The sequence below is a fragment of the Cellulosimicrobium sp. E-16 genome, assembly GCF_049913115.1.
GTDB lineage: Bacteria > Actinomycetota > Actinomycetes > Actinomycetales > Cellulomonadaceae > Cellulosimicrobium.
In genome coordinates, this window is record NZ_CP183974.1 from 4,380,731 (window position 1) to 4,400,935 (window position 20,205).

13 protein-coding genes are annotated in these 20,205 nt (G+C 75.4%); 7 read left to right on the forward strand and 6 right to left on the reverse strand.

Annotation, left to right across the window (positions count from 1 at the left end):
* Positions 1–8 precede the first annotated feature (8 nt).
* Positions 9–4,730, forward strand: coding sequence for an ATP-dependent RNA helicase HrpA (gene hrpA, locus ACN9MS_RS19255; protein ID WP_426309989.1), 4,722 nt, complete (start codon positions 9–11; stop codon positions 4,728–4,730).
* A gap of 61 nt (positions 4,731–4,791) precedes the next feature.
* Here the strand turns inward: hrpA and ACN9MS_RS19260 are convergent, their stop codons facing one another.
* Positions 4,792–5,673 (reverse strand): endo alpha-1,4 polygalactosaminidase, encoded by an 882-nt coding sequence (locus ACN9MS_RS19260; protein WP_426309990.1) that lies wholly within the window; start codon positions 5,671–5,673, stop codon positions 4,792–4,794.
* Positions 5,670–6,425: a hypothetical protein gene (locus ACN9MS_RS19265; protein WP_426309991.1), complete on the reverse strand. Its 756-nt coding sequence runs from the start codon at positions 6,423–6,425 to the stop codon at positions 5,670–5,672. The genes ACN9MS_RS19260 and ACN9MS_RS19265 overlap by 4 nt, the downstream gene beginning before the upstream one ends.
* Positions 6,426–6,626: 201 nt before the next feature.
* On the opposite strand from ACN9MS_RS19265, the gene ACN9MS_RS19270 reads away from it, so the two are divergent.
* The 3 genes from ACN9MS_RS19270 to ACN9MS_RS19280 all read left to right on the forward strand — a co-directional run bounded on the left by ACN9MS_RS19270 (position 6,627) and on the right by ACN9MS_RS19280 (position 8,698).
* Positions 6,627–7,835, forward strand: a complete 1,209-nt coding sequence (locus ACN9MS_RS19270; protein WP_426309992.1) for a beta-ketoacyl-[acyl-carrier-protein] synthase family protein — start codon at positions 6,627–6,629, stop codon at positions 7,833–7,835.
* Between the two features lie 10 nt (positions 7,836–7,845).
* Positions 7,846–8,382 (forward strand): O-acetyl-ADP-ribose deacetylase, encoded by a 537-nt coding sequence (locus ACN9MS_RS19275; RefSeq protein WP_426309993.1) that lies wholly within the window; start codon positions 7,846–7,848, stop codon positions 8,380–8,382.
* Positions 8,383–8,479: 97 nt separating this feature from the next.
* Positions 8,480–8,698, forward strand: coding sequence for a PspC domain-containing protein (locus tag ACN9MS_RS19280; protein WP_426309994.1), 219 nt, complete (start codon positions 8,480–8,482; stop codon positions 8,696–8,698).
* 109 nt (positions 8,699–8,807) lie between these two features.
* Here the strand turns inward: ACN9MS_RS19280 and ACN9MS_RS19285 are convergent, their stop codons facing one another.
* Positions 8,808–11,870, reverse strand: a complete 3,063-nt coding sequence (locus ACN9MS_RS19285) for an esterase-like activity of phytase family protein (protein ID WP_426309995.1) — start codon at positions 11,868–11,870, stop codon at positions 8,808–8,810.
* Positions 11,871–12,282: 412 nt separating this feature from the next.
* Here ACN9MS_RS19285 and ACN9MS_RS19290 point away from each other — a divergent pair, with 412 nt between their 5' ends.
* Entirely contained in the window at positions 12,283–14,547 is a 2,265-nt protein-coding gene (locus ACN9MS_RS19290) for a hypothetical protein (protein WP_426309996.1), read from the forward strand.
* Positions 14,548–14,755: 208 nt separating this feature from the next.
* Positions 14,756–15,550 (forward strand): hypothetical protein, encoded by a 795-nt coding sequence (locus ACN9MS_RS19295; RefSeq protein ID WP_426309997.1) that lies wholly within the window; start codon positions 14,756–14,758, stop codon positions 15,548–15,550.
* Here ACN9MS_RS19295 and ACN9MS_RS19300 read toward each other — a convergent pair.
* Both ACN9MS_RS19300 and ACN9MS_RS19305 read right to left on the reverse strand, forming a co-directional pair.
* The gene (locus ACN9MS_RS19300) at positions 15,544–16,395 is read right to left on the reverse strand and encodes an ABC transporter permease (protein ID WP_426309998.1); all 852 of its coding nucleotides are present in this window, start codon (positions 16,393–16,395) and stop codon (positions 15,544–15,546) included. The genes ACN9MS_RS19295 and ACN9MS_RS19300 overlap by 7 nt on opposite strands.
* Positions 16,392–17,393 carry an ATP-binding cassette domain-containing protein gene (locus ACN9MS_RS19305; protein ID WP_426309999.1) on the reverse strand — a complete coding sequence of 334 codons (1,002 nt, stop codon included), beginning with the start codon at positions 17,391–17,393 and terminating at the stop codon, positions 16,392–16,394. The genes ACN9MS_RS19300 and ACN9MS_RS19305 overlap by 4 nt, the downstream gene beginning before the upstream one ends.
* A gap of 120 nt (positions 17,394–17,513) precedes the next feature.
* On the opposite strand from ACN9MS_RS19305, the gene ACN9MS_RS19310 reads away from it, so the two are divergent.
* Positions 17,514–18,389: a TetR/AcrR family transcriptional regulator gene (locus ACN9MS_RS19310; protein WP_426310000.1), complete on the forward strand. Its 876-nt coding sequence runs from the start codon at positions 17,514–17,516 to the stop codon at positions 18,387–18,389.
* Between the two features lie 106 nt (positions 18,390–18,495).
* Here ACN9MS_RS19310 and ACN9MS_RS19315 read toward each other — a convergent pair whose 3' ends face one another.
* On the reverse strand, positions 18,496–20,205 hold the full coding sequence (locus ACN9MS_RS19315) for a tetratricopeptide repeat protein (protein WP_426310001.1): 1,710 nt from the start codon (positions 20,203–20,205) through the stop codon (positions 18,496–18,498).

Genomic DNA, 20,205 nt, shown 5'->3' on the forward strand with positions numbered 1-20,205 from the left:
GGACCGTCGTGAGTACCGAGCCCGCAGCGAACCAGCCTGACGCGCGCCCTCCCCAGCGGGACGGCGCCGCCGAGGGCACCCCGCGCGAGGGTCGCCGGCGCCGCGGGAACCGCCGCGGCCGTGGTCGAGGCGACCGCCCGACGTCGGGCACCCCGACGACCACGGAGCCGACGCGACGCGGGCGGGGCGAGCGGACGTCGTCGGGCCCGCGGCAGGTGAGCCGCGCGCAGCTCGAGCGTGCCGCGCAGGCGCGCGAGACCGTGACGGTCCCGCCCATCACGTACCCCGAGCAGCTCCCCGTCAGCGCGCGGCGCGCGGACATCGCCGCCGCGATCCGCGACCACCAGGTCGTCATCGTCGCGGGCGAGACGGGCTCGGGCAAGACGACGCAGCTCCCCAAGATCGCGCTCGAGCTCGGCCGCGGCCGCACGGGGCAGGTCGGGCACACGCAGCCCCGCCGCATCGCCGCGCGCACGGTCGCCGAGCGCATCGCGGAGGAGCTCGGCACGGAGCTCGGCGGCGTCGTCGGGTACCAGGTGCGGTTCACCGACACCTCCAGCGAGGACACGCTCGTCAAGGTCATGACGGACGGCATCCTGCTCGCGCAGATCCAGCGCGACCCGGAGCTCCTCGCGTACGACACGATCATCGTCGACGAGGCGCACGAGCGGTCCCTCAACATCGACTTCCTGCTCGGCTACCTCGCACGGCTCCTGCCGCGCCGCCCCGACCTCAAGCTGATCATCACGTCGGCGACGATCGACTCCGAGCGCTTCGCGCAGCACTTCTCCCCCGCGCACCTCGCCGCGCTGGGCGGCGCACCGGACTACGTGATCGACGCGCTGCCCGACGCCGCGCCCGTGGTCGAGGTGTCCGGCCGCACCTACCCGGTGGAGATCCGGTACCGGCCGCTGTCGCCCGACGTCGACCCCGGCTCCGGGAAGGCGAAGGGGCGCGCGGGCGCCGAGGAGAAGGACCTCGTGACCGGCATCGTCGACGCGTGCGACGAGCTCATGCGCGAGGGGCACGGCGACATCCTCGTGTTCCTCTCGGGCGAACGCGAGATCCACGACGCCGCCGACGCGCTCACCGGCCACCTCAAGGACCGCGTCACCGACCCGAAGCACCCGCAGCGCGTCGAGATCCTCCCGCTGTACGCGCGGCTGTCGTCGGCCGAGCAGCACCGCGTGTTCCAGGCGCACTCGTCGCGGCGCATCGTGCTCGCGACCAACGTCGCCGAGACCTCGCTCACCGTGCCGGGCATCCACTACGTCGTCGACCCGGGCACCGCGCGCATCTCGCGCTACTCCAAGGCGACCAAGGTGCAGCGCCTGCCGATCGAGCCCGTGTCGCAGGCGAGCGCCAACCAGCGCTCCGGCCGCTCGGGCCGCGTCGCCGACGGCATCGCGATCCGCCTGTACTCCGAGGACGACTTCGTCTCGCGGCCCGAGTTCACCGAGCCCGAGATCCTGCGCACCTCGCTCGCGTCCGTGCTGCTGCAGATGATCTCCGTCGGCGTCGTCGACACGCCCGATGCCGTCGCGCGCTTCCCGTTCGTCGAGCCCCCGGACACGCGGGCCGTGCGCGACGGCGTCCAGCTCCTCACCGAGCTCGGCGCCCTCGAGACGTCCGACGGCGCCACGCGCCTCACCGAGGTCGGGCGCGTCCTCGCGCAGCTCCCCATGGACCCGCGCCTCGCCCGCATGATCTGGGAGGGCTCGACGCTCGGCGTCGCGCGGGAGGTCGCGATCATCGCGGCCGTCATGTCGATCCAGGACCCGCGCGAGCGCCCCGCCGAGGTCCGCGCGCAGGCCGACCAGGCCCACGCGCGCTTCACCGACCCGCACTCCGACTTCCTCACGTACCTCAACATCTGGGAGTACGTCCGCGAGCAGCAGCACGAGCTCTCGTCGTCGGCCTTCCGCCGCCTGTGCAAGGCCGAGTACCTCAACTTCCTGCGCATCCGCGAGTGGCAGGACGTCGTCGCGCAGCTCCGCGAGATGTCCAAGCCCCTCGGCATCGACATGTCGTACAGGCCGCGCGCCGGGCGCTCCGGCTCGGGTTCGGCGGCGGAGGGGGCGTCGGGCTCAGCCGCCGCGGACCCGACCACGGCTCCCGACCCCGCCGCCGCGGAAACGAGCGCCGCGTACAAGCGCGCCTGGGACGGCGACACGATCCACAAGGCGCTCCTGTCCGGGTTGCTGTCGCAGATCGGGATGCAGGACACGGGCGACGTGAAGGCGTCGTCGGTCGCGCACCTCAAGGGCGAGGCCCGGGCCAAGGCGCTGCGGCGCGCGCAGAAGCAGGCGCGCAACGAGTACACCGGCGCGCGCGGCGCGCGGTTCGCGATCTTCCCGGGCTCGCCGCTGAGCAAGAAGCCGCCGGCGTGGATCATGGCGGGCGAGCTCGTCGAGACGTCGCGGCTGTGGGCGCGCGACGTCGCCCGCATCCAGCCCGAGTGGGCCGAGGACCTCGCAGGCGACCTCGCCCGGCGCACGTACTCCGAGCCGCACTGGTCGACCAAGCGCGGCGCGGCGATCGCGACCGAGAAGGTGCTGCTGTACGGCGTGCCGATCGTCGCCGACCGCAAGGTCCTCTACGCCAAGGTCGACCCCGAGGCCGCGCGCGAGATGTTCGTGCGGCACGCGCTCGTGCAGGGCGAGTGGACGACGCACCACCAGTTCTTCCGCGACAACCGCAAGCTGCTCGACGAGGCCGAGGAGCTCGAGGCGCGCTCGCGCCAGCGCGGGCTGGTCGTCGACGACGACGTGCTGTTCGACTTCTACGACGAGCGCGTGCCCGACGACGTCGTGTCCGCCGCGCACTTCGACCGCTGGTGGAAGACGGCGCGGCGCCGCGACCCCGACCTGCTCACCTTCACGCTCGAGCAGCTCGTGCCCGACGCCGAGCAGATCGACACGTCCCAGTTCCCCGAGACCTGGCCCCAGGGCGAGCTCACCCTGCCGCTGACGTACCAGTTCCAGCCTGGGACCGAGGCCGACGGCGTCACCGTGCACGTCCCGATCTCCGTGCTCAACCGCGTCGTGCCCGACGGGTTCGACTGGATGGTCCCCGGCCTGCTCGACGAGCTCGCCACCGCGACGATCCGCTCGCTGCCCAAGCCGGTCCGCGTCCAGCTCGTGCCCGCGCCCGACGTCGCGCGCGACGTCGTCGCCTGGCTGCGCGCGCACACGCCCACCTGGGAGGACATGGCCCGCGCGGGCGACATGGCCGAGCCGTTCCACGTCGCGTTCACGCGCGCCGTCCGGGCGCTGCGCGACGTCGTCATCCCCGACGACGCGTGGGGTCCTGAGCAGGAGGCGCGCCTGCCCGCGCACCTGCGCATGACGTTCCGCGTCGAGGACCCGCGCGGCCGGGGCGGGTCCGTCGTCCTCGACGAATCGAAGGACCTCCTCGCCCTCCAGCGCCGCCTCGCGGCCCAGAACCAGGCCGCGGTCCGCGCCGCGGTGAAGGGCGCGGTCGGTGCTGCTCTGCGCGAGGCGGCGTCGGGATCGGTTCCCGGGTCGGGTGCGTCGGTCTCTGGGTCGGGTTCGGCGGCGGAGGGGGCGTCGGTGCTCGGGCTACCATCCGCGCCGCTCGTTCCTCACGGCGCTCCCGCCAGGCCCGCCACGCCCTTCGCATCCGACGCCCCCTCCACCACCTCCGCGTCCGGCTCACCGACACGCGGCGGCCAGGCCACGGGGACCGACGACGGGCGGGCGGCCACGGCGGCCGGCTCGCCCGGGCGAGGCGCAGGACGAGGGGCGGCAGCCGCCGGTGACCCTGCCGCGCTCGTCACCGAGCAGACCGGTCTCACGACCTGGCCCGAGCTCACGGACGGCGAGCTGCCCGCGGCGGTGTCGACGGACCTCGGGGGTGGGGTGGTCGTGCGGGGGTACCCCGCGGTCGTCGAGGAGCAGGACGCGAAGGGCAAGCCGGTCGTCGCGCTGCGCGTGCTGGCCGACGCGAACGCGCAGGCGCGTGAGCACGCGCGGGGTGTGCGGCGTCTGCTGCTGTCCGAGACGGCGCTCCAGACGGGGCGCATCACGAGCCGGTGGAACGGGACGCAGTCGCTCACGATGGCGGCCAGCCCGTACCGGAACACGGACGCGCTCGTCGCGGACCTGCAGCTCGCCGCGGTGATCGCGCTGACGAGCGGGGGTAGCGGGCAGTACGGCACGCAGCCGGACGTCGCGATGATCCGCGACGCCGAGGCCTACGCGACGGCGCGGGCATTCGTGCGGGCGCACCTGGAGGAGCAGGTGCACCATGTCGTCGGGCACGTGGTGGCGGCGCTCACGGCGTCGCGGAACCTCGACGCGGAGATCCGCGCGTCGAACAGCCTCGCGCTGCTCAACACGCTCACCGACCTGCGCGACCAGGCCGCAGGCCTGATCCACGACGGCTTCGTCTCCCAGACCCCGCCCCGACGGCTGCCGCACCTGACGCGCTACCTGCGCGCGGCGTCGTACCGGCTGGAGAAGGCGCAGGCGAACCCGAACCGCGACGCCGAGCTCGCGTGGCGCATGCACGACGTCGAGGAGGCGTACCAGCGCGCCCGTGCTGCCTACGCCCAGGGGCCGGCCGACCCGGTCCGCGCCGCGGACCTGGCCGAGGTCCGATGGCTGGTCGAGGAGCTGCGCGTCTCGCTGTTCGCGCAGCAGCTCGGCACCGACGGCCCGGTCAGCGAGAAGCGCATCCGCAAGCTCCTCACGCCCGACGGCTGGTGACGCGAGGCGCCGGCCAGCCCGTTGGGCTGGCGTATGGCCTGAGCGCCCGTCGGACGGCGCGTCAGCAGGCGTCGTAGACGTAGCCGGAGTCGTCGGGGGTGACGAGGTCGCGGTCGCGCAGGACGGTGAGCGGGGCGGGGTCGTCGAGGGCGCACACGTCGTCGAAGGTCAGACCCGCGTCGTCGAGCGCGTCGGGGTACTCGACCTGGAGCACGTGGTCGCCGTAGGCGTCGGTGTAGGCGGAGCACTCGTCGAAGACCGCGCACTCCTCGGTGACGGCGAAGTCGAAGCCCAGGACTCCCGCGGCGAGGGGCGCGATCTCCGCCGCGTTCTTCTGCGCGATCGCGAGGCCGGCGTCGTGCGCGAGGTCGGCGTACGCCCGTGCGAGCGCGTGGGCGCCGTCCTCGTCGATCGCGTCGAAGCGCCTCCACGTGTCGAGGTTGTCGATCTCGACGGCGTCGAACCCGTCGTCGGCGCAGCCCGTGACGACCGGGCCGAGGATCGCGAGGATGCCGTCGCGCTGCTCGGCGGTCGACGGGTCGAGGACGTGCTCGTCCGGCCAGTCGGGGTCGACGACGAGGCCACCGTCCGCGTCGTGCAGGAGCAGGTCCTCTTGGTCGTCGAGCCACCGGTCGGCCTCGTCGGGCTGGGTCTGGAACCCGTTGACGTAGCAGACCGAGTACGCGCCGGGCAGGGGCTCGGCCGTCGCGTCCCGCACGACGACGTCGGGCGCGACAGGCCCGGACCCGGCGTCGACCTCGTCGTACGCGCCGCCGAGCTGGTAGTCGAGGATTCCCTCGGTCGGCGGGAGCTCGAACGCCGGCACCTCGAGCGGGCTCGTGTCGGCCGTGGGCGTCCCGTCGGCTGCGCACCCGCCGACGACCAGGGCGAGCAGGCCGGTCGCAACGACCGCCGTCCTGCCCCGGATCGACGCCCGGCTCACGGCAGCACGACCTCCCGCGCCGGGCGGACCGACGCGTCGAGCACCACGCGGTCGCCGAGCGGCTCGTCGAGCGCGACGACGAACGGCGTCGGCGGGTTCGACGGGCAGCTCGCCCCGCCCGTGCGCGGCTCGACGCCGATGGTGACCTCGACGGCGTCGTCGCGCACGGCGAGCGCGGACTGCCGCACCCGGCCCTCGGCGTCCTCACCGTTGTTGCACGCCATCTCGGTGACGAGCAGGTGCAGCTCGCGCGCGTCGGGCACCGGCGGGTGGTCCGGGTCCAGGGTGAGCGTCGCGGTGGCGAGCTCGCCGAGGTCGGCGCGCAGCGCGCAGGTCTGCGCGGCGGTGAGGAGCCACGTGGGCGACGGGTCGAGGTTCGGCGCGTCGGTCCACTCGATCACCAGCATCTCGTGCGTGCGCACGTCGCCCGCGCCCAGGTCCTCGGGGTCGTCGAGCTCGCGCAGGAGGGCGACCCGCTCGGCACCGTCCGCGACGACGGTCCACTCGGCGGGGTCGATCGGCGGCACCTCGAGACCGTCGAGGGCGGCCTGGCCGTCCTCGCTCAGGTGGTCCGCCGTCACGCCCGAGTCCAGCACGTCGTCGGGGACCACCGTCTCCCAGCACCGGTACGCCCCCTCGCCCGCGGTCGCGCCTGCCGGCCCGTCCGCCGTCGCGCAGGCTCCGAGGCCCAGGACGGCCACCAGCCCGGCCCCGACCACCCGCCCAGCACGACCCACCTGGCGCTCCTCCATGTCCCGTCTGTGTGCCGACCGTACGCGACCTTGCGAGCCCGTCCTGATCGGATGACCGACCCGCCGCTTCACTCGTGGTGGGTGACAGCGTGCGCACTGTCACACTGTCGGACAAGACAAACCCCATACGGATGTCTTGAAATGGGACCCATCGACCACAACCGTCGCCGCCGAGGCGACGCCCGCAGGTAGGGGGACACCATGACACGAGCCGTCGTCACCGGCTACGGGGCGGTGACCCCGGTCGGGCTCACCGCGGCGGACACCTGGGACGCGCTGCTGCGCGGAGAGCCCGGGGTGCACGCCATCAAGGAAGACTGGGCCACCGACCTGCCCGTGCGCATCGCGGCGCGGGTGGACGACGCCTTCGCGGAAGGTCTCGCCGTGCGCGAGGCGCGCCGGACCGACCGGGCGGAGCAGCTCACGCTCGTCGCGGGCCGCGAGGCCTGGGCGTCGGCGGGGTCGCCCGACGTCGACCCGACGCGTCTCGCCGTCGTCGTCGGGTCCGCGAACGGCGGCATCGCGACGACGCTCGACCAGTCCCACGTGCTCGACGAGCAAGGGCCCCGGCGCGTCTCGCCGCACACCGTGACCATGCTCATGGCCAACGGGCCCGCGGCGTGGCTGTCGATCGACCTGGGCGCCAAGGCGGGCGCGCGGGCGCCGATCAGCGCGTGCGCCGCCGGGTCGGAGGCGATCACGATGGGCCGCGAGATGATCCTCGCCGGGTCGGCCGACGTCGTCGTGTGCGGCGGCGTGGAGGCAGGGGTCCGGCCGTTCTCCCTCGCCGCGTTCGCCGCCGCACGGGCCATGTCGACGCGCAACGACGAGCCCGAGCGCGCGTCGCGACCGTTCGACGCGCACCGCGACGGCTTCGTCATGGGCGAGGGGTCGACGCTCCTCGTCCTCGAGAGCGAGGAGCACGCGCGGGCGCGCGGTGCGGCGGTGCACGGCGTCGTCTCCGGCGCCGCGCTGACCTCCGACGCGTTCGACATCGTCGGCGGCGACCCCGAGAACCAGGCCCGGACGATCGGGATGGCCCTGCGGTCGGCGGGCCTCTCCCCCGGCGACCTCGGCCTCGTCCACGCGCACGCGACGTCGACCCCGGTGGGCGACGTCAACGAGTCCGACGCCCTCCACGCCGCGCTCGGCATGCCGCCACCCGTGACGAGCACCAAGGGCGCGACGGGCCACCTGCTCGGCGCCTCGGGCGCGCTGGGCATCCTCGTCGCGCTGCTCGCCGTGCGCGACGGCCGCGTGCCGCCCACGCTCAACCTCGACGCGCAGGACCCGGCGATCGACCTCGACGTCGTCCGCGGCTCCGCCCGGTCGACGACCGCCCGCCACGCGCTGGTCAACGCGTTCGGCTTCGGCGGCCACAGCGCGAGCGTCGTGGTCTCGCGCGACTGACGATGTGACGATGGACCTCGACGCCCGGCTCGCCGACATCACGACGCTCACGGTCGACGCGGTCGTCAACGCCGCCAACTCGTCGCTGCTCGGCGGCGGTGGCGTGGACGGTGCGATCCACGCCGCGGCCGGGCCCGGGCTCCTGGAGGAGTGCCGCCGGATCCGGCGCACGACCCTCCCCGACGGCCTGCCCGTCGGTGACGCCGTCGCGACCGGCGCCTACGACCTCCCCGCCCGCTGGGTCGTCCACACCGTCGGGCCGAACCGCCACCGCGGCCAGACCGACCCCGCGCTCCTCGCGTCGTGCTTCACGCGCTCGCTCGACGTCGCCGCTGGCCTCGGCGCCGCGACCGTCGCCTTCCCCGCCGTGAGCGCGGGCGTCTACGGCTGGGACGTCGACGACGTCGCGCGGGTCGCGGTCGGGGCCGTGCGCGGGTGGTCCGCCGCCCGTCCGAGCGCCGACCCCGGCGACGGCGTCACGGCGGTGACGTTCGCGCTCGCGTCGCCCCGCGCCCTGGCGGCGTTCGAGGCCGCGCTCGGGCGTTGAACCAGAGGTCAGGGTCAGGGTCCGTGTCCCGAGGATCAGGGTCGGTTCGGGGGACTTCCCGATACCGCCGTGGCGGGCGCGCTCCTACCGTCGAGGTATGAGCACCTCAGACGCCTCCGCAGCCTCGTTCCGGCCGACCCTGTCCCGGCCGCGCCACGGTCGGATGATCGCGGGCGTGTGCGCGGGGATCGCCCGTCGGTTCGGGTGGGACCCGACCGTCGTGCGCATCGTCGCCGCCGTCTCGATCCTGCTCCCCGGCCCGCAGATCATCGCCTACCTCATCCTCTGGGCCCTCATGCCCAACGACCGCGACTGAGCCGGTCGCGCAGGTCACGCCGGTCACCCGGACGGCCGAGCCCGGGGTTGCGGGCGGGCTCGGCCTTCGAGACCGCCCGCGAGCCCGGGTTCGGCGACGTGCGGGGTCGTCAGCCCGGGAGGCCACGCATGCGGCGCCTGGCGACGACGATCGTCGCGCCGCCCGCGACCAGCACGATCGCGAGGCCCACGAGCGCGCCGACGTGCGCACCGGTCGTGGCGAGCCCGTCGGGCCGGCCCGACCCCTCGCCGTCGGCCCCGCCGGCCGCGCCGTCCACCGCGAGGACCTCGAGCTCCGTCCACAGGACGCGGCCGTCCACCTGCCCGACGAGCGCGAACCGGTGCTCGCCCGCCGCGACGTCGGCCGGGACCGTCACGGTCGCGGTGAGGCTGCCCGACGCGTCCGCGCGGTACATCCCGAGCTCCGCCGGCGTCGAGAAGAGGGTCGCGGAGACCCACTCGCCGGGCGCGAAGCCCTCGGCCGTCGCCGTGACCTGCTCGCCCGCGCGGGCCTGCGCCGGGGAGAGCGTGACGCCGCCGTGGTTCGCGTCGGTGAGGTCGTCCGCGCCGACCGTGTGCAGCGGGGTCGACGGCGGCTGCTCGCCCGCACCGGGCGTCCCACCGGGCTCGCCCGGACCGCCCGGGTTCTCGCCGTCGAGGTGACCCTCGAACACGTCCGAGGCCGCGCCGAGGCTCAGGAGGACGGTCTCGCCCGTGGCGTCGGCGAGGCCGTCGTTGTCGGTGATGGCCCAGACCGTGCCGTCGCCGCCGACCGTGAGGCCCTCGAGCTTCTCCTGCGTCCAGCCGTTCGTCGCGCGCAGGTCGGGCAGGACGTCGTGCGCGAGCGTCTTGGTCACCGCGACCGGGGTCGTCGACGCGGTCCCGACGCCGACGTCGGGCACGTCGACCGCGTAGACGCGCTTCACCGCGGCGGCGGGGCCGTTGAGCTTGTCGCGCTCGATCACGGCGAGGGTGTCGTGGTCGACGACGGTCACCTCGCTGAGGCCGAGCCAGTCGCCGTCGGTCGTGGTCTGCTCGAGCGGGTACGCGAACCAGTCCCACGTGCCCGACGCGATGTCGTAGCGACCGAGACGGGCGGTGCCCGCCGTGCCGCCGTCGTCGGTGGTCAGGCCGCGCTGGAGCGCGACCCACACCTGCTCGCCCGCAGCCCCGCTCGCGGCCCCGTCTGCCGTCGAGGCGGCCGCGACCGCGACGCCCTCGATGCCCTGCTTGCCGAGGCCGCCGGACACGGCCTCGGGCAGCGCGACCGACTCGACGACCGCGCCCGCGGCGTCGACGCGCACGATCGCGTTCTCCGCACCCTTCGCGCCCTCGACGCCGAGCCAGAACCCGCCGTCGGCGCGCGCCGCGACGCCCTCGACGTCGAGGCCCACCGGGGCGCCGTCGCGCGTGAGCGGCACGGTCCGGTCGATGACGGCCGGTGAGCCCGCGCCGTATCCGCTCACGTCGAGCGCCAGGAGCCGCGTCGTGGCGTACGCGGCGTCGGTCGCCGTCCACAGGCGCTGGGGATCGGCGGGGTCGGCGCTCAGCGCACCGAGCGCGCCCCACCCGATCGGGGCGCCGGCCTGCGCGCCCTCGGTCGCGTCCGCCGAGACGACGCTCGGGAACTGCGGCGACCCGCCGCCGTCGGCCCACTGCGCACCCCGCCCGAAAACGGTGACGGCCGACCGCACGCCCGCACCGGCGTCGTCCTCCTCGCTCGACACGACGAGCAGGTCGCGCTGCGGGACGACGAGCAGCCCCTCGGGACCGTTGGTCGTCGCGAGCACCTGGACGAACGACGGGGCGCTCGGGTCGGAGACGTCGTAGGCGGCGACGACGTTGGACCGCTCGGAGCCGACGAACGCGTACCGCGTCCCGCCGAGCGTCGCGACGGTCAGGCCCTCGGGCTCGACGCCCTTCTTGGCCGCGCGGTCCTCCGTGTGCAGGCCGACGCGGACGGCGAGGCGCTCGAGCTCCGCGCCCGCGTCCCACACGACCTCACCCGACGCGGCGTCGAAGACCGACCAGCCGCGCGACCCGCCCTTCCAGTCGCCCTCGTTCGCGGTCGCGACGTGCGCGTCGTCGAGCCAGCCGATCGCGTCGGGCTCGCGCGGCGTCGCGGGGATCGACCCGGTCTGGTCGATCACGCCGTCCTTCTTCACGTCGATCCCGGACACGGCGACCGCGCCCGCGGAGAAGACGGTCTCGATCTCGCCCGTGGCGACGTCGACGACGGCGACGCCGTTGTTCTCCTGGAGCGTCACCGCGACCTTGGTGCCCGCCGGGTTGACAGCGACGTACTCGGGCTCGGGGTCCTCCGGGGTGTCGAGGCCGGCCGCCTCGACCACGGGGAGCGGCGCACCGGACTCGTCGAGGAACGAGACGGCGCGGGTCGACCAGGCCGCCGGGTCGTCGCCGGGCAGGTCGAGGATCTGGAGGAAGCCGCCGGGGAGCTGCGGGAGGTCGCCCTCGTCGCCCCCCTCGGGGGTGACCTCCTCGTCGCGCTGGTTCTCGATCGCGACGACGGCGTGCGTGCCGTCGGGCGTGACGGCGATCGAGTCGGGCTGGCCGCCGAGGTCGAGCGACCGCACGCGCTCGCGCGTCGCGAGGTCGACGACGTCGAGGCGACCGCTCGGCTCGGTGAAGCTCACGGACGTGTCCACGACGACCAGGACGTACCCGCCGACGATCGCGACCGACGTCGGCTCGTCGTGCTCGGACCCGAGCTCGGCGAGGCTCAGCGTGCCCAGGCCCTTCGGGGCGCTCGGGTCCGTGAGGTCGAGGAAGCCGATGCGGCGCGCGAGCGCGTCCGTGTGGACGACCGTGCGCCCGTCCTCGCTGACCGCCGAGATCTCGGCGACCGTCTCGGCCGCGGCGTCCTCGCCGGCCGGGCGGTTCTGGAACACGGGGTACGTGGCGAGGCGGTGGAACGTCTCGTCCGCGGTGGGCGTCGTCCAGGCGCCCGCCGTCGCGAGCGCCGTCTTCGGGGCCGACGCCGCAGCGCCGGCCGGGTGCGCGGGAGCCGCGGCGAGCGCGGGCAGCGCGCCCAGGCCCAGGGTGAGCGTCGCGCCCGTGGCGACGAGCGCGGCGAGACGCGCGCGGCGGGCCGGGGCGCGCTCGGGGGTGCGTGCCGCGGTCCGCTCAGGGGCCCGCTCAGGGATGGCTGACATGTCTCTCCTTCGACGAGGGTCGAGCAGAGGGTGGTGTCCTGCGGTGGCGCGCCGACGACCGTCCCGGGACCGCCGCGTGACGGGTGGATGAACAGTGCGTACCTGCAGGCCCGGGGCCGCCGGCGCCCCGCCCGTTGCCCCGAGCGACAGGTTCCGGGGCGGAGTACCTGATACTTCGGCCCCGTGACCGAATCGTGACGGCGAAAGTACCTAGTACTCGCTGTCCGCCCTGTCCTGGTGGTTGCTAGCGTCGTTCGGGATTTACCTGCTACTCCACGTCCCGCCAACGTTGGCGGTACGTGGTCCCGGCGCACTCCCGCGGCGGGCACGCACGTGACCCCGCCTCTCTCCCGCTCCTCTCCCCTCTTGCCGACCGCCCTGCGACGACGCCGGGCGCGAGGAAGGACGACCGATGACGCAGCACGCCTCTCCCCGACCGTCGCGCACCCACACGGTCCTCACGTCCGTCGCGCTCGCCGTGCTCGCCCTCGCGGTGGCCGGCCTGATCGCGTTCCTGCTCGTGTACAACGGCAAGGTCGCCGACGGCGCCACCCGCCTCGACGACGGCGCCGCACAGCTCTCCGACGGCGCCGCGACCCTCGCCGACGGGACCGCCGAGGCCCAGGACGGCGCTCAGCGCCTCGCTGACGGGGCCGGCGACCTGGAGGACGGCGCCGGCGACCTCGTCGCCGGGGCGCAGAAGGCGTCCGACGGCGCGGTCCAGCTCGCCGCGGGCGGCACCACCGCGCTCGACGGGGCGACCGAGCTCGCCGCCGGCGCGGACGAACTGAACGCCGGGGCGGCTCGTCTCGCCGCGGGCACGGGCGACGCCGCGAGCGGCGCGGCCCGGCTCGCCGCGGGCGGCAAGGACCTCGACGCCGGGGCCGCCCGCCTCGCGGCCGGCAACGCGCGCGCCGCCGACGGTGCGTCGCAGATCGCCGACGGCGCGACCACGCTGAAGGACGGCGCCGCCGAGCTGTACGTCGGCAACGCGACCGCCGCGCACGGCGCCGGGCTGCTGGCAGAGGGCACCTCGGCCCTCGCCACCGGCGCATCCGACCTCGCCGACGGCACGGCGCGGCTCGCCGTCGGGGCGAGCACCCTCGCGGACGGGGCGTCGTCGGTCACCACGGGTCTCTCCGGGGCTGCGTCCGGCGCGCGCGACCTGGCGACCGGTGCGAGCAGCGTCTCCGCGGGCGCATCGACCCTGCGCGACGGTGTCGCCGCCACCGCACGAGGCGCGAGCGCGCTCGCACCGGGGGCGGCGACGGTCGCGGAGGGGGCCGGGCAGCTCTCCGCCGGGGCGGGCTCGCTGCAGGCGGGCACAGCGCTTCTGGCACCGGGTGCTCAGCAGGTCGCGGCCGCGTCCGCGCAGCTCCGGGACGGCGCGTCGGGACTCGCCACGGGTCTCTCCTCGGCCCGCGACGGTGCGGCCCGGCTCGCCGACGGGACGCGTTCGGTGGCCCAGGGCGCCGATCAGGTCCACGCGGGAGCGGACTCCCTCGCGGCACAGCTCCAGGGACTGGCCGCGGCGACCGACGACCCGGCCCTCAAGGCGAAGCTCGACGCGCTCGCGGGTGCGGCGGGCTCGGTGCGCGACGGCGCGGCGCAGGTCGACGCCGGCGCCGGGGGGCTCGTCGCCGGGGCAGCCGCCCTGCGCGACGGACTCTCGGGTGACCAAGGTGCCGCCGCAGGCGCGGCTCGGCTCGAGGCGGGTCTTCGGGACCTGAGCACCGGAGCCGCACGGGTGTCCACCGGCGCCCAGGAGGCGAACGCGGGCGCGACGCGGCTCGCGGAGGGTGCGGCCGGGCTCGCCTCCGGCGCCGCCACGGTCTCCGGCGGAGCACAGAGTCTCGCCACCGGGACGGCTCAGCTCTCCGGAGGGGCCGAGGCGCTGGCCGCCGGTGCGAGCACGGTCTCGGCGGGCAACGCCTCGCTCGCCGGGGCGACCCGCGCTCTCGCCGACGGCGCCGCTCAGGTGTCCGGAGGCGCGACGACCCTCGCCGCCGGGAACGCCGCGACGGCGGACGGCGCCGCCCGGCTCTCCGCGGGGAACACGGGAGCAGCCGAGGCCTCAGCGGCGCTCGCCCGGGGCACGAACCAGCTCGCCGAGGGCGCCTTCCAGATCGCAGGTGGCAACGCGTTCCTCGCGACGAAGACCTCCGAGCTCGCCACGGGCACGTCGGACCTCGCCATGGGTGCCGCCGATCTCAAGGCGGGGACAGCCAGGGCCGCCACGGGAGCCGCCGACCTCTCCGCCGGCACGGTGCGGCTGCGCACGGGCGCGGGCGACCTGTTCGCCGGGACGACGCGCCTGGAGGACGGGACGCTGCGCCTGCAGAACGGGCTCACGACGCTGTCCGGCGGCGCGACGACCCTGGCGGCGGGCAACGCCGCGCTCGCCGAGGGCTCGACGACGCTGCACGCCGGGACGACGACGCTCGCCGACGGCGCGTCGGACCTGCACGACGGCAGCACCCGCATCGCGGACGGCGCCGCCACGCTGTCCGACGGAACGGGCACTCTCTCCGACGGCACGGCCGAGCTCAAGGACAGCGTCGAGAACAGCCCCGTCGGACGGGTGTCGCTCGGCATGTCGGCGCTCGTCGGCGGGACCGTGCTCGCGGGTGTCGCGGGCGTCGGGCTCGGGCTGCGCCGTCGGCTCGCGGCGGTCTGACCGACCGTCGCGCACGGCCGGGCGGCCCCTCCTCACCGCCCGGCCCCCGACTCGGGGGCGGCTTCACGTCGACGGTGTCGCCCTCGCGGGCGGCGGTCCCGGTGGACAGGACTCCGGGACCGCCGCCCTTCTTCCTGCCCTCCGGCACCTCGTGCCCGGCGAGCGGGCGGGAGCGGGCCACCGGAGCGGCACCGGCTACCGTGACCGCGTGACGCTGCTCCTCAAGCTCGTGATGGCGCCGGCCCTGGTGGTCGCGTCCACGCTCGCCGGACGGCGCTGGGGGGCGCGGCTCACGGGGGTGCTCGTCGGGCTGCCCGTCGTGGCCGGGCCGATCCTGCTCATCGCCACGCTCGACCACGGCACCGCGTTCGGCGCCGCCGCGGCCTCCTCGGCGCTCCTCGGCCTCACGTCCCTCGCCCTGTTCGCCGTGGTGTTCGGGTGGTGCTCGCGCCGGACCGGCTGGGTCGGTGCGCTCGCGGCGTCCTGGGCCGCGTGCCTCGTGGCGGACGTCGCCCTCGCCCGGCTGACGCTTCCCGCCGGGATCGCGTTCGTGGTGGCGCTCGCGACGTTCTGGGGCGCGTCCCGGGCCATGCCCCCCGACGTGCCGGACACCTCGCCGCCCGTCGTGGCGGCGCCGTGGTGGGACCTGCCGGCGCGCGCCGCCGCGACCGCGACGCTCGTCCTCGCCGTCACCACCGCGTCAGGCGCGCTCGGGCCCGCGATGACCGGCGTGCTCGCGCCGTTCCCGATCGCGTCGAGCGTGGTCGCGGCTTTCGCGCTCGCGCAGCGCGGGTCGGCCGAGACGGTCCGCCTGCTCCGCGGCCTGCTCGCCGGACTCACCGGGTTCGCGGTCTTCTGCCTCCTCGTCGCGCTCCTCGTGGACCGGCTCGGCGTCGCCGCGGCGTTCTCGGTCGCGCTGGTCGCGAGCCTGGCCGTCCAGGCCGTCGTCCCCCTCGCCGGGCGGCTCGCCGCGGGCGCGGCAGGCCGTCGCGCCCGCTACTGACGGCGGCGCCGGGCGAACACGTACGCCGCGGCACCGAGGAACACCAGGACCAGGCCGGCGCACCACGCGAGGGCGAGCGCCGCCGTCGGGCCCAGGTCCGTGACCGGCGCGCCCGTCGAGTCCATGCCGACGAGGAGCCCGCGGATCGTCTCGATCACCGGCGTGACGGGCTGGTGCTCCGCGAACCCGCGCAGCCACGACGGCATGGTCTCCGGTGGCACGAACGCGCTCGACACGTACGGCAGGAAGAGCATGAAGAAGCTGAACCCCCCGGCCGCCGCGGGCGAGCGTACGAGCACACCCAGGAAGGCCGCGATGCTCGTGATCGCGAACACGTAGGCCGCGACGACCCCGACGGCCCCCAGCCACTCGAGCGCGTCCGCGTCGGGCCGGAAGCCGATGAGGAACGCGACGCCCAGCACGACGGCCGTCGTCACGAGGTTCTTCACGACGCTCGCCACGACGTGCCCCACGAGCACCGTCCAGCTCGCGATCGGCATCGACCGGAACCGGTCCATGATGCCTCCGGACATGTCCTGCTCCACCGCGATCGCCGTGTTCGACGCCCCGTACCCCGCGCAGAGCAGGATGATCCCCGGCGTCGCGTACGTGACGTAGTCCGTGCCGACGCTCATCGCGCCGCCGAACACGTAGACGAACAGGATCATGAGCATCACGGGCAGCACGAGCGCGAGGATCAGCTCGTCCGGCTCGCGGCGCACGAGCCGCAACGAGCGCGCGACCATCGTCCCGGCATCGGCGAGCGCGTGCCGGCCGGGCCGGGCCACGGGGGCGGGGAGCCGCGCGGCCGTTCCCGACGGCGCGGCGGTGGTCTGGGCGGTCATGCTGCGGTCTCCTCGTGGTCGGTCCCGGTCGCGACGTCCCGGTCGCGCGTCCGCGCGGCGTGGCCCGTCAGGGTGAGGAACACGTCGTCGAGCGTCGGCTCGCGCACCTCCCACCGCACCGGTTCGACGCCGGTCGCCACCACCGCTGCGAGGACGTCGCGCACGTGCTCGACCGACCCGTCGGTGGGGACGCGGAGCGTCGCGGAGGTGGCGCCGAACGCCTCCGGCCAGGGCCCCGCGGTCCCGACCGACTTTGCCTCGGCGACCGACGCGAAGGTGAGCTCGATGCTCGCGTCGCCGACGCGGCGCTTGAGGTCCGACGGCGAGCCCTCGGCGACGACGCGGCCGCCGTCGACGAGCGCGACGCGGTCGGCGAGCTGGTCGGCCTCCTCGAGGTACTGCGTCGTGAGGAACAGGCTCGTGCCGTCGGCGACGACGCCGCGGATCACCTCCCACATGGTCTGGCGGCTGCGCGGATCGAGGCCGGTGGTGGGCTCGTCGAGGAACATGACCTGGGGACGGGTGAGGAGACCGGCCGCGAGATCGAGCCGACGGCGCATGCCGCCGGAGTAGGTGCCGACCCGGCGGTCGGCGGCGCTGACGAGGTCGAACGCGTCCAGCAGGGCGTCGACGCGGGCGCGCGCGGCCCGGCGCGACAGGTGCGCGAGGCGACCCATCATCGCGAGGTTCTCGCGCCCCGACTGCTTCTCGTCGACCGCCGCGTACTGGCCGGTGAGGCTGATCAGCCCGCGCACGCGCGCGGCGTCGCGCACGACGTCGTGGCCCGCGACGGTGGCCGTCCCGCCGTCGGGCCGCAGGAGCGTGGCGAGGATGCGGACGGTGGTGGTCTTCCCCGCGCCGTTGGGGCCGAGGAGAGCGAGGACCTCGCCCCGGTGCAGCGTGAGGTCGACGCCGTCGAGCACGCGCACGGGCCGGCGCGCGGAGCCGTAGCTCTTGCGCAGGCCGTCGGCACGCACGAGCACGTCAGGTGCGGGCATGAGGACTCCCTGGATCGGACGAGCGAACCGCGTCGAACGAAAACTGTTTACGACACCTACTATTCTGTGTACGGTAGACACGATTTCGCGGGCGGTCAAGACCCGCGGGAGGATGACGAGATGACCGGGACCGACCCCAGCGAGGCGCGCAGCACCGATCGACCGACCCCCGGTGCGGAGCTGCCTCCCGTCATCGCGCGGCTGTGGGGACGCGGCGCCGCCCCGCGTCGTGGTCCCAAGCCCGCGCTGACCGTCGAGCAGGTGGTGCGCGCCGCCGTCGACCTCGCCGACGCCGAGGGCCTGCCCGCGGTGTCCATGGCGCGCGTCGCCGAGTCGCTCGGGTACTCGTCGATGGCGCTCTACCGCTATGTCGAGAGCAAGGACGAGCTCCTCGTCCTCATGGCCGACGCCGCCGCGGACGTGCTCGCGCTCCCCCCGTACGACGAGGGCGACTGGCGCGCGGGGCTCGAGGCCTGGACGCGTGCGCAGATCGAGGGCGTCCTCGCCCGCCCCTGGTTCCTCGACCTGCCGCTGACGACCGCGCAGGTCGGCCCGAACCGCCTGCGCTGGATCGACCGCGCGTTCGCGATCCTCGCCCCGCTCGACCTGACGACGGACGAGAAGCTGCAGATCGTGGGGCTCCTCGCGCAGCACGTGCTCGGCGAGGGACGCGTGCAGGTCGAGACCCGGCGCGCCGCCGCCGAGGCCGTGCGCCACGCCCAGGGGCTCCCCGCCGACACCCCCGAGGCCGACCTCGACCAGGACGCGGTCGCGGCCGCCAACCCGTACGCCGACTACGAGCTCGTGCTCACACGGCTCGTCGACCCCGAGACGTACCCCGCGCTCACCGGGGCGCTCGCCGCGTGGACGCCGGCCGAGGCCCAGCCCGACGACTGGGAGAGCGACATCGGGTTCGGGCTCGACATCCTCCTCGACGGGATCGAGGCGTTCGTCGCCAAGCGCGCCGCCGCCCGCGGTGTCGCCGAGCGCGGCTGACCGCGGCTGACCGCGGCTGACCGCGGCTGACCGCAGCTGACCGCCAGGCGGTACCGGGTCCAGGGGTAGGGCGGCGCCCGGCCCGCTCGCCCGACGTCTCACCGCGTCAGGGAGTCGTCTGGGCCGGGGCTCCGGGCACCTGGACGTCGGGCAGGTCCGGCAGGTCGAGCGTCGGGACGTCGATGCTCGGGATGTCGATGTCCTCCATTCGGTCGCGCAGCTCCTCCTGCCGGATGCGGTTGTTCTCCTGGATGCAGGAGAGACGGGTCACGGGGCGCCCCGCACACTCCTGGACGTCCGAGTCCGGGTCGCGCGGGGCCTTCGGCGCCTGGACGTAGCGGCCGTCGGCATCGTGCTCGCCCGGGCTCACGGGCAGCGCGGCGAGCGCCGCGACCCCGCCGAGCGCGAGGGACGCCGTCGTGACGAGGAGGACCGCCGCGCCCAGCCCGGCACGGACGGCGGCGCCGGCGCCGACCGCCGCACGCTCGTCCGACGCCGCGCGCTGCTGGGCGGCCACGCGCCAGGCGACCCACAGGCCGATCGCGACCGGCAGGACGAACGCGACGGCGGCGAGCGCCGCGACGGGCCGGGCGTCGCCGCGCGCGAACCCTCCCGGCCCGATCGCGGCGACCACGATCGCGACGAGGCCCATGACGACCGTGCGACGCACGGCGGCGCCGCGCAGGCCCGACCGGAGCCCGGCGATGCGGGCCGCCCCCACGGGGCCGGGGGGGAGGTACCCGAGCTCGCGCGTCTGCGTGAGCATGGCCGCGTGCAGGACTGCGGACGTCACGGCCGTGACCGCGAGCACCACGCCCAGGCCGACGAGGAACCAGCGCACGACGACGGCGTCGCGCACCACGTAGAGCAGGGCCAGGCCCGCGAGCACGCCCACCCAGCCCACGACCACGGCGGCGACGGTCCCGCCGCGGAACGGCGTCCGGCGCAGCGTGCGGCGCAGCAGGCCGCGCGGCACCTGGAGGAGGACGGGCAGCACGCGCAGGGCGGTGATCCCGGTCCACAGCAGGACCACGATCCCCCAGACCGGGACGCTGCCGACGTACGAGTCGCTCATCGAGAAGGCGACGACCAGCGCGACCGCCCCGACGAGCAGGACCGGCATCTCGACGAGTCGCAGGATCTGCTGCCACACGCTGAGGTGCAGCAGGTAGCCGGCCTCGGCGTGCTCGGGGTTCATCGCGAGGACGCCGCTGTACCCCTTCGCGCTGCGTCCCGCGTCGAGGGCGAGCGCCGCGTCGAGGTAGAGCAGGTCCTCGTGCTCCGGGGCGACGGCGAGGCCCTGGCGCACGAGCGTGCGCGCCCGGTCGTCGTCGCCGAGCCGCGACCAGAGCCGTGCGGCCTGCGCGAGCCGGTCCGGGTCCTCGGGTGCGAGCTCGAGCGCGGACGCGATGCGCTCGCGCGCGAGCCGCCGGTCCGGCCCGCGTACGCGACCCGACAGGTGCGTGTCGGCGAGCTGGAGGTGGTACCGCGCGTCGTCGGGGTCGAGCTCGAGCGCCCTCGCCGCGGCGTCGCGCGCGCCCGGCACGTCACCGGTGTTCTGCCGCGCGATCGAGAGGAGGTACAGCGCGCCGTCGGCCGCGGGCTGGGCGCCCACGACCTGCTCCAGGAGCGGCAGCGCCTCGGCCGAGCGCTGGAGCCGCAGCCGCACCCAGGCCGCGGTGAGGAGCAGCCGCGGGTCGTCGGGCAGGCTCGCGAGCGCGTCGTCGACCTCGCCGAGCGCGCGCTCGGGCCGCCCCATCTGGACGAGCAGCTCCGCGCGCGAGGCGACGGCGCGCGGGTCGGTCGTGGTGCTCAC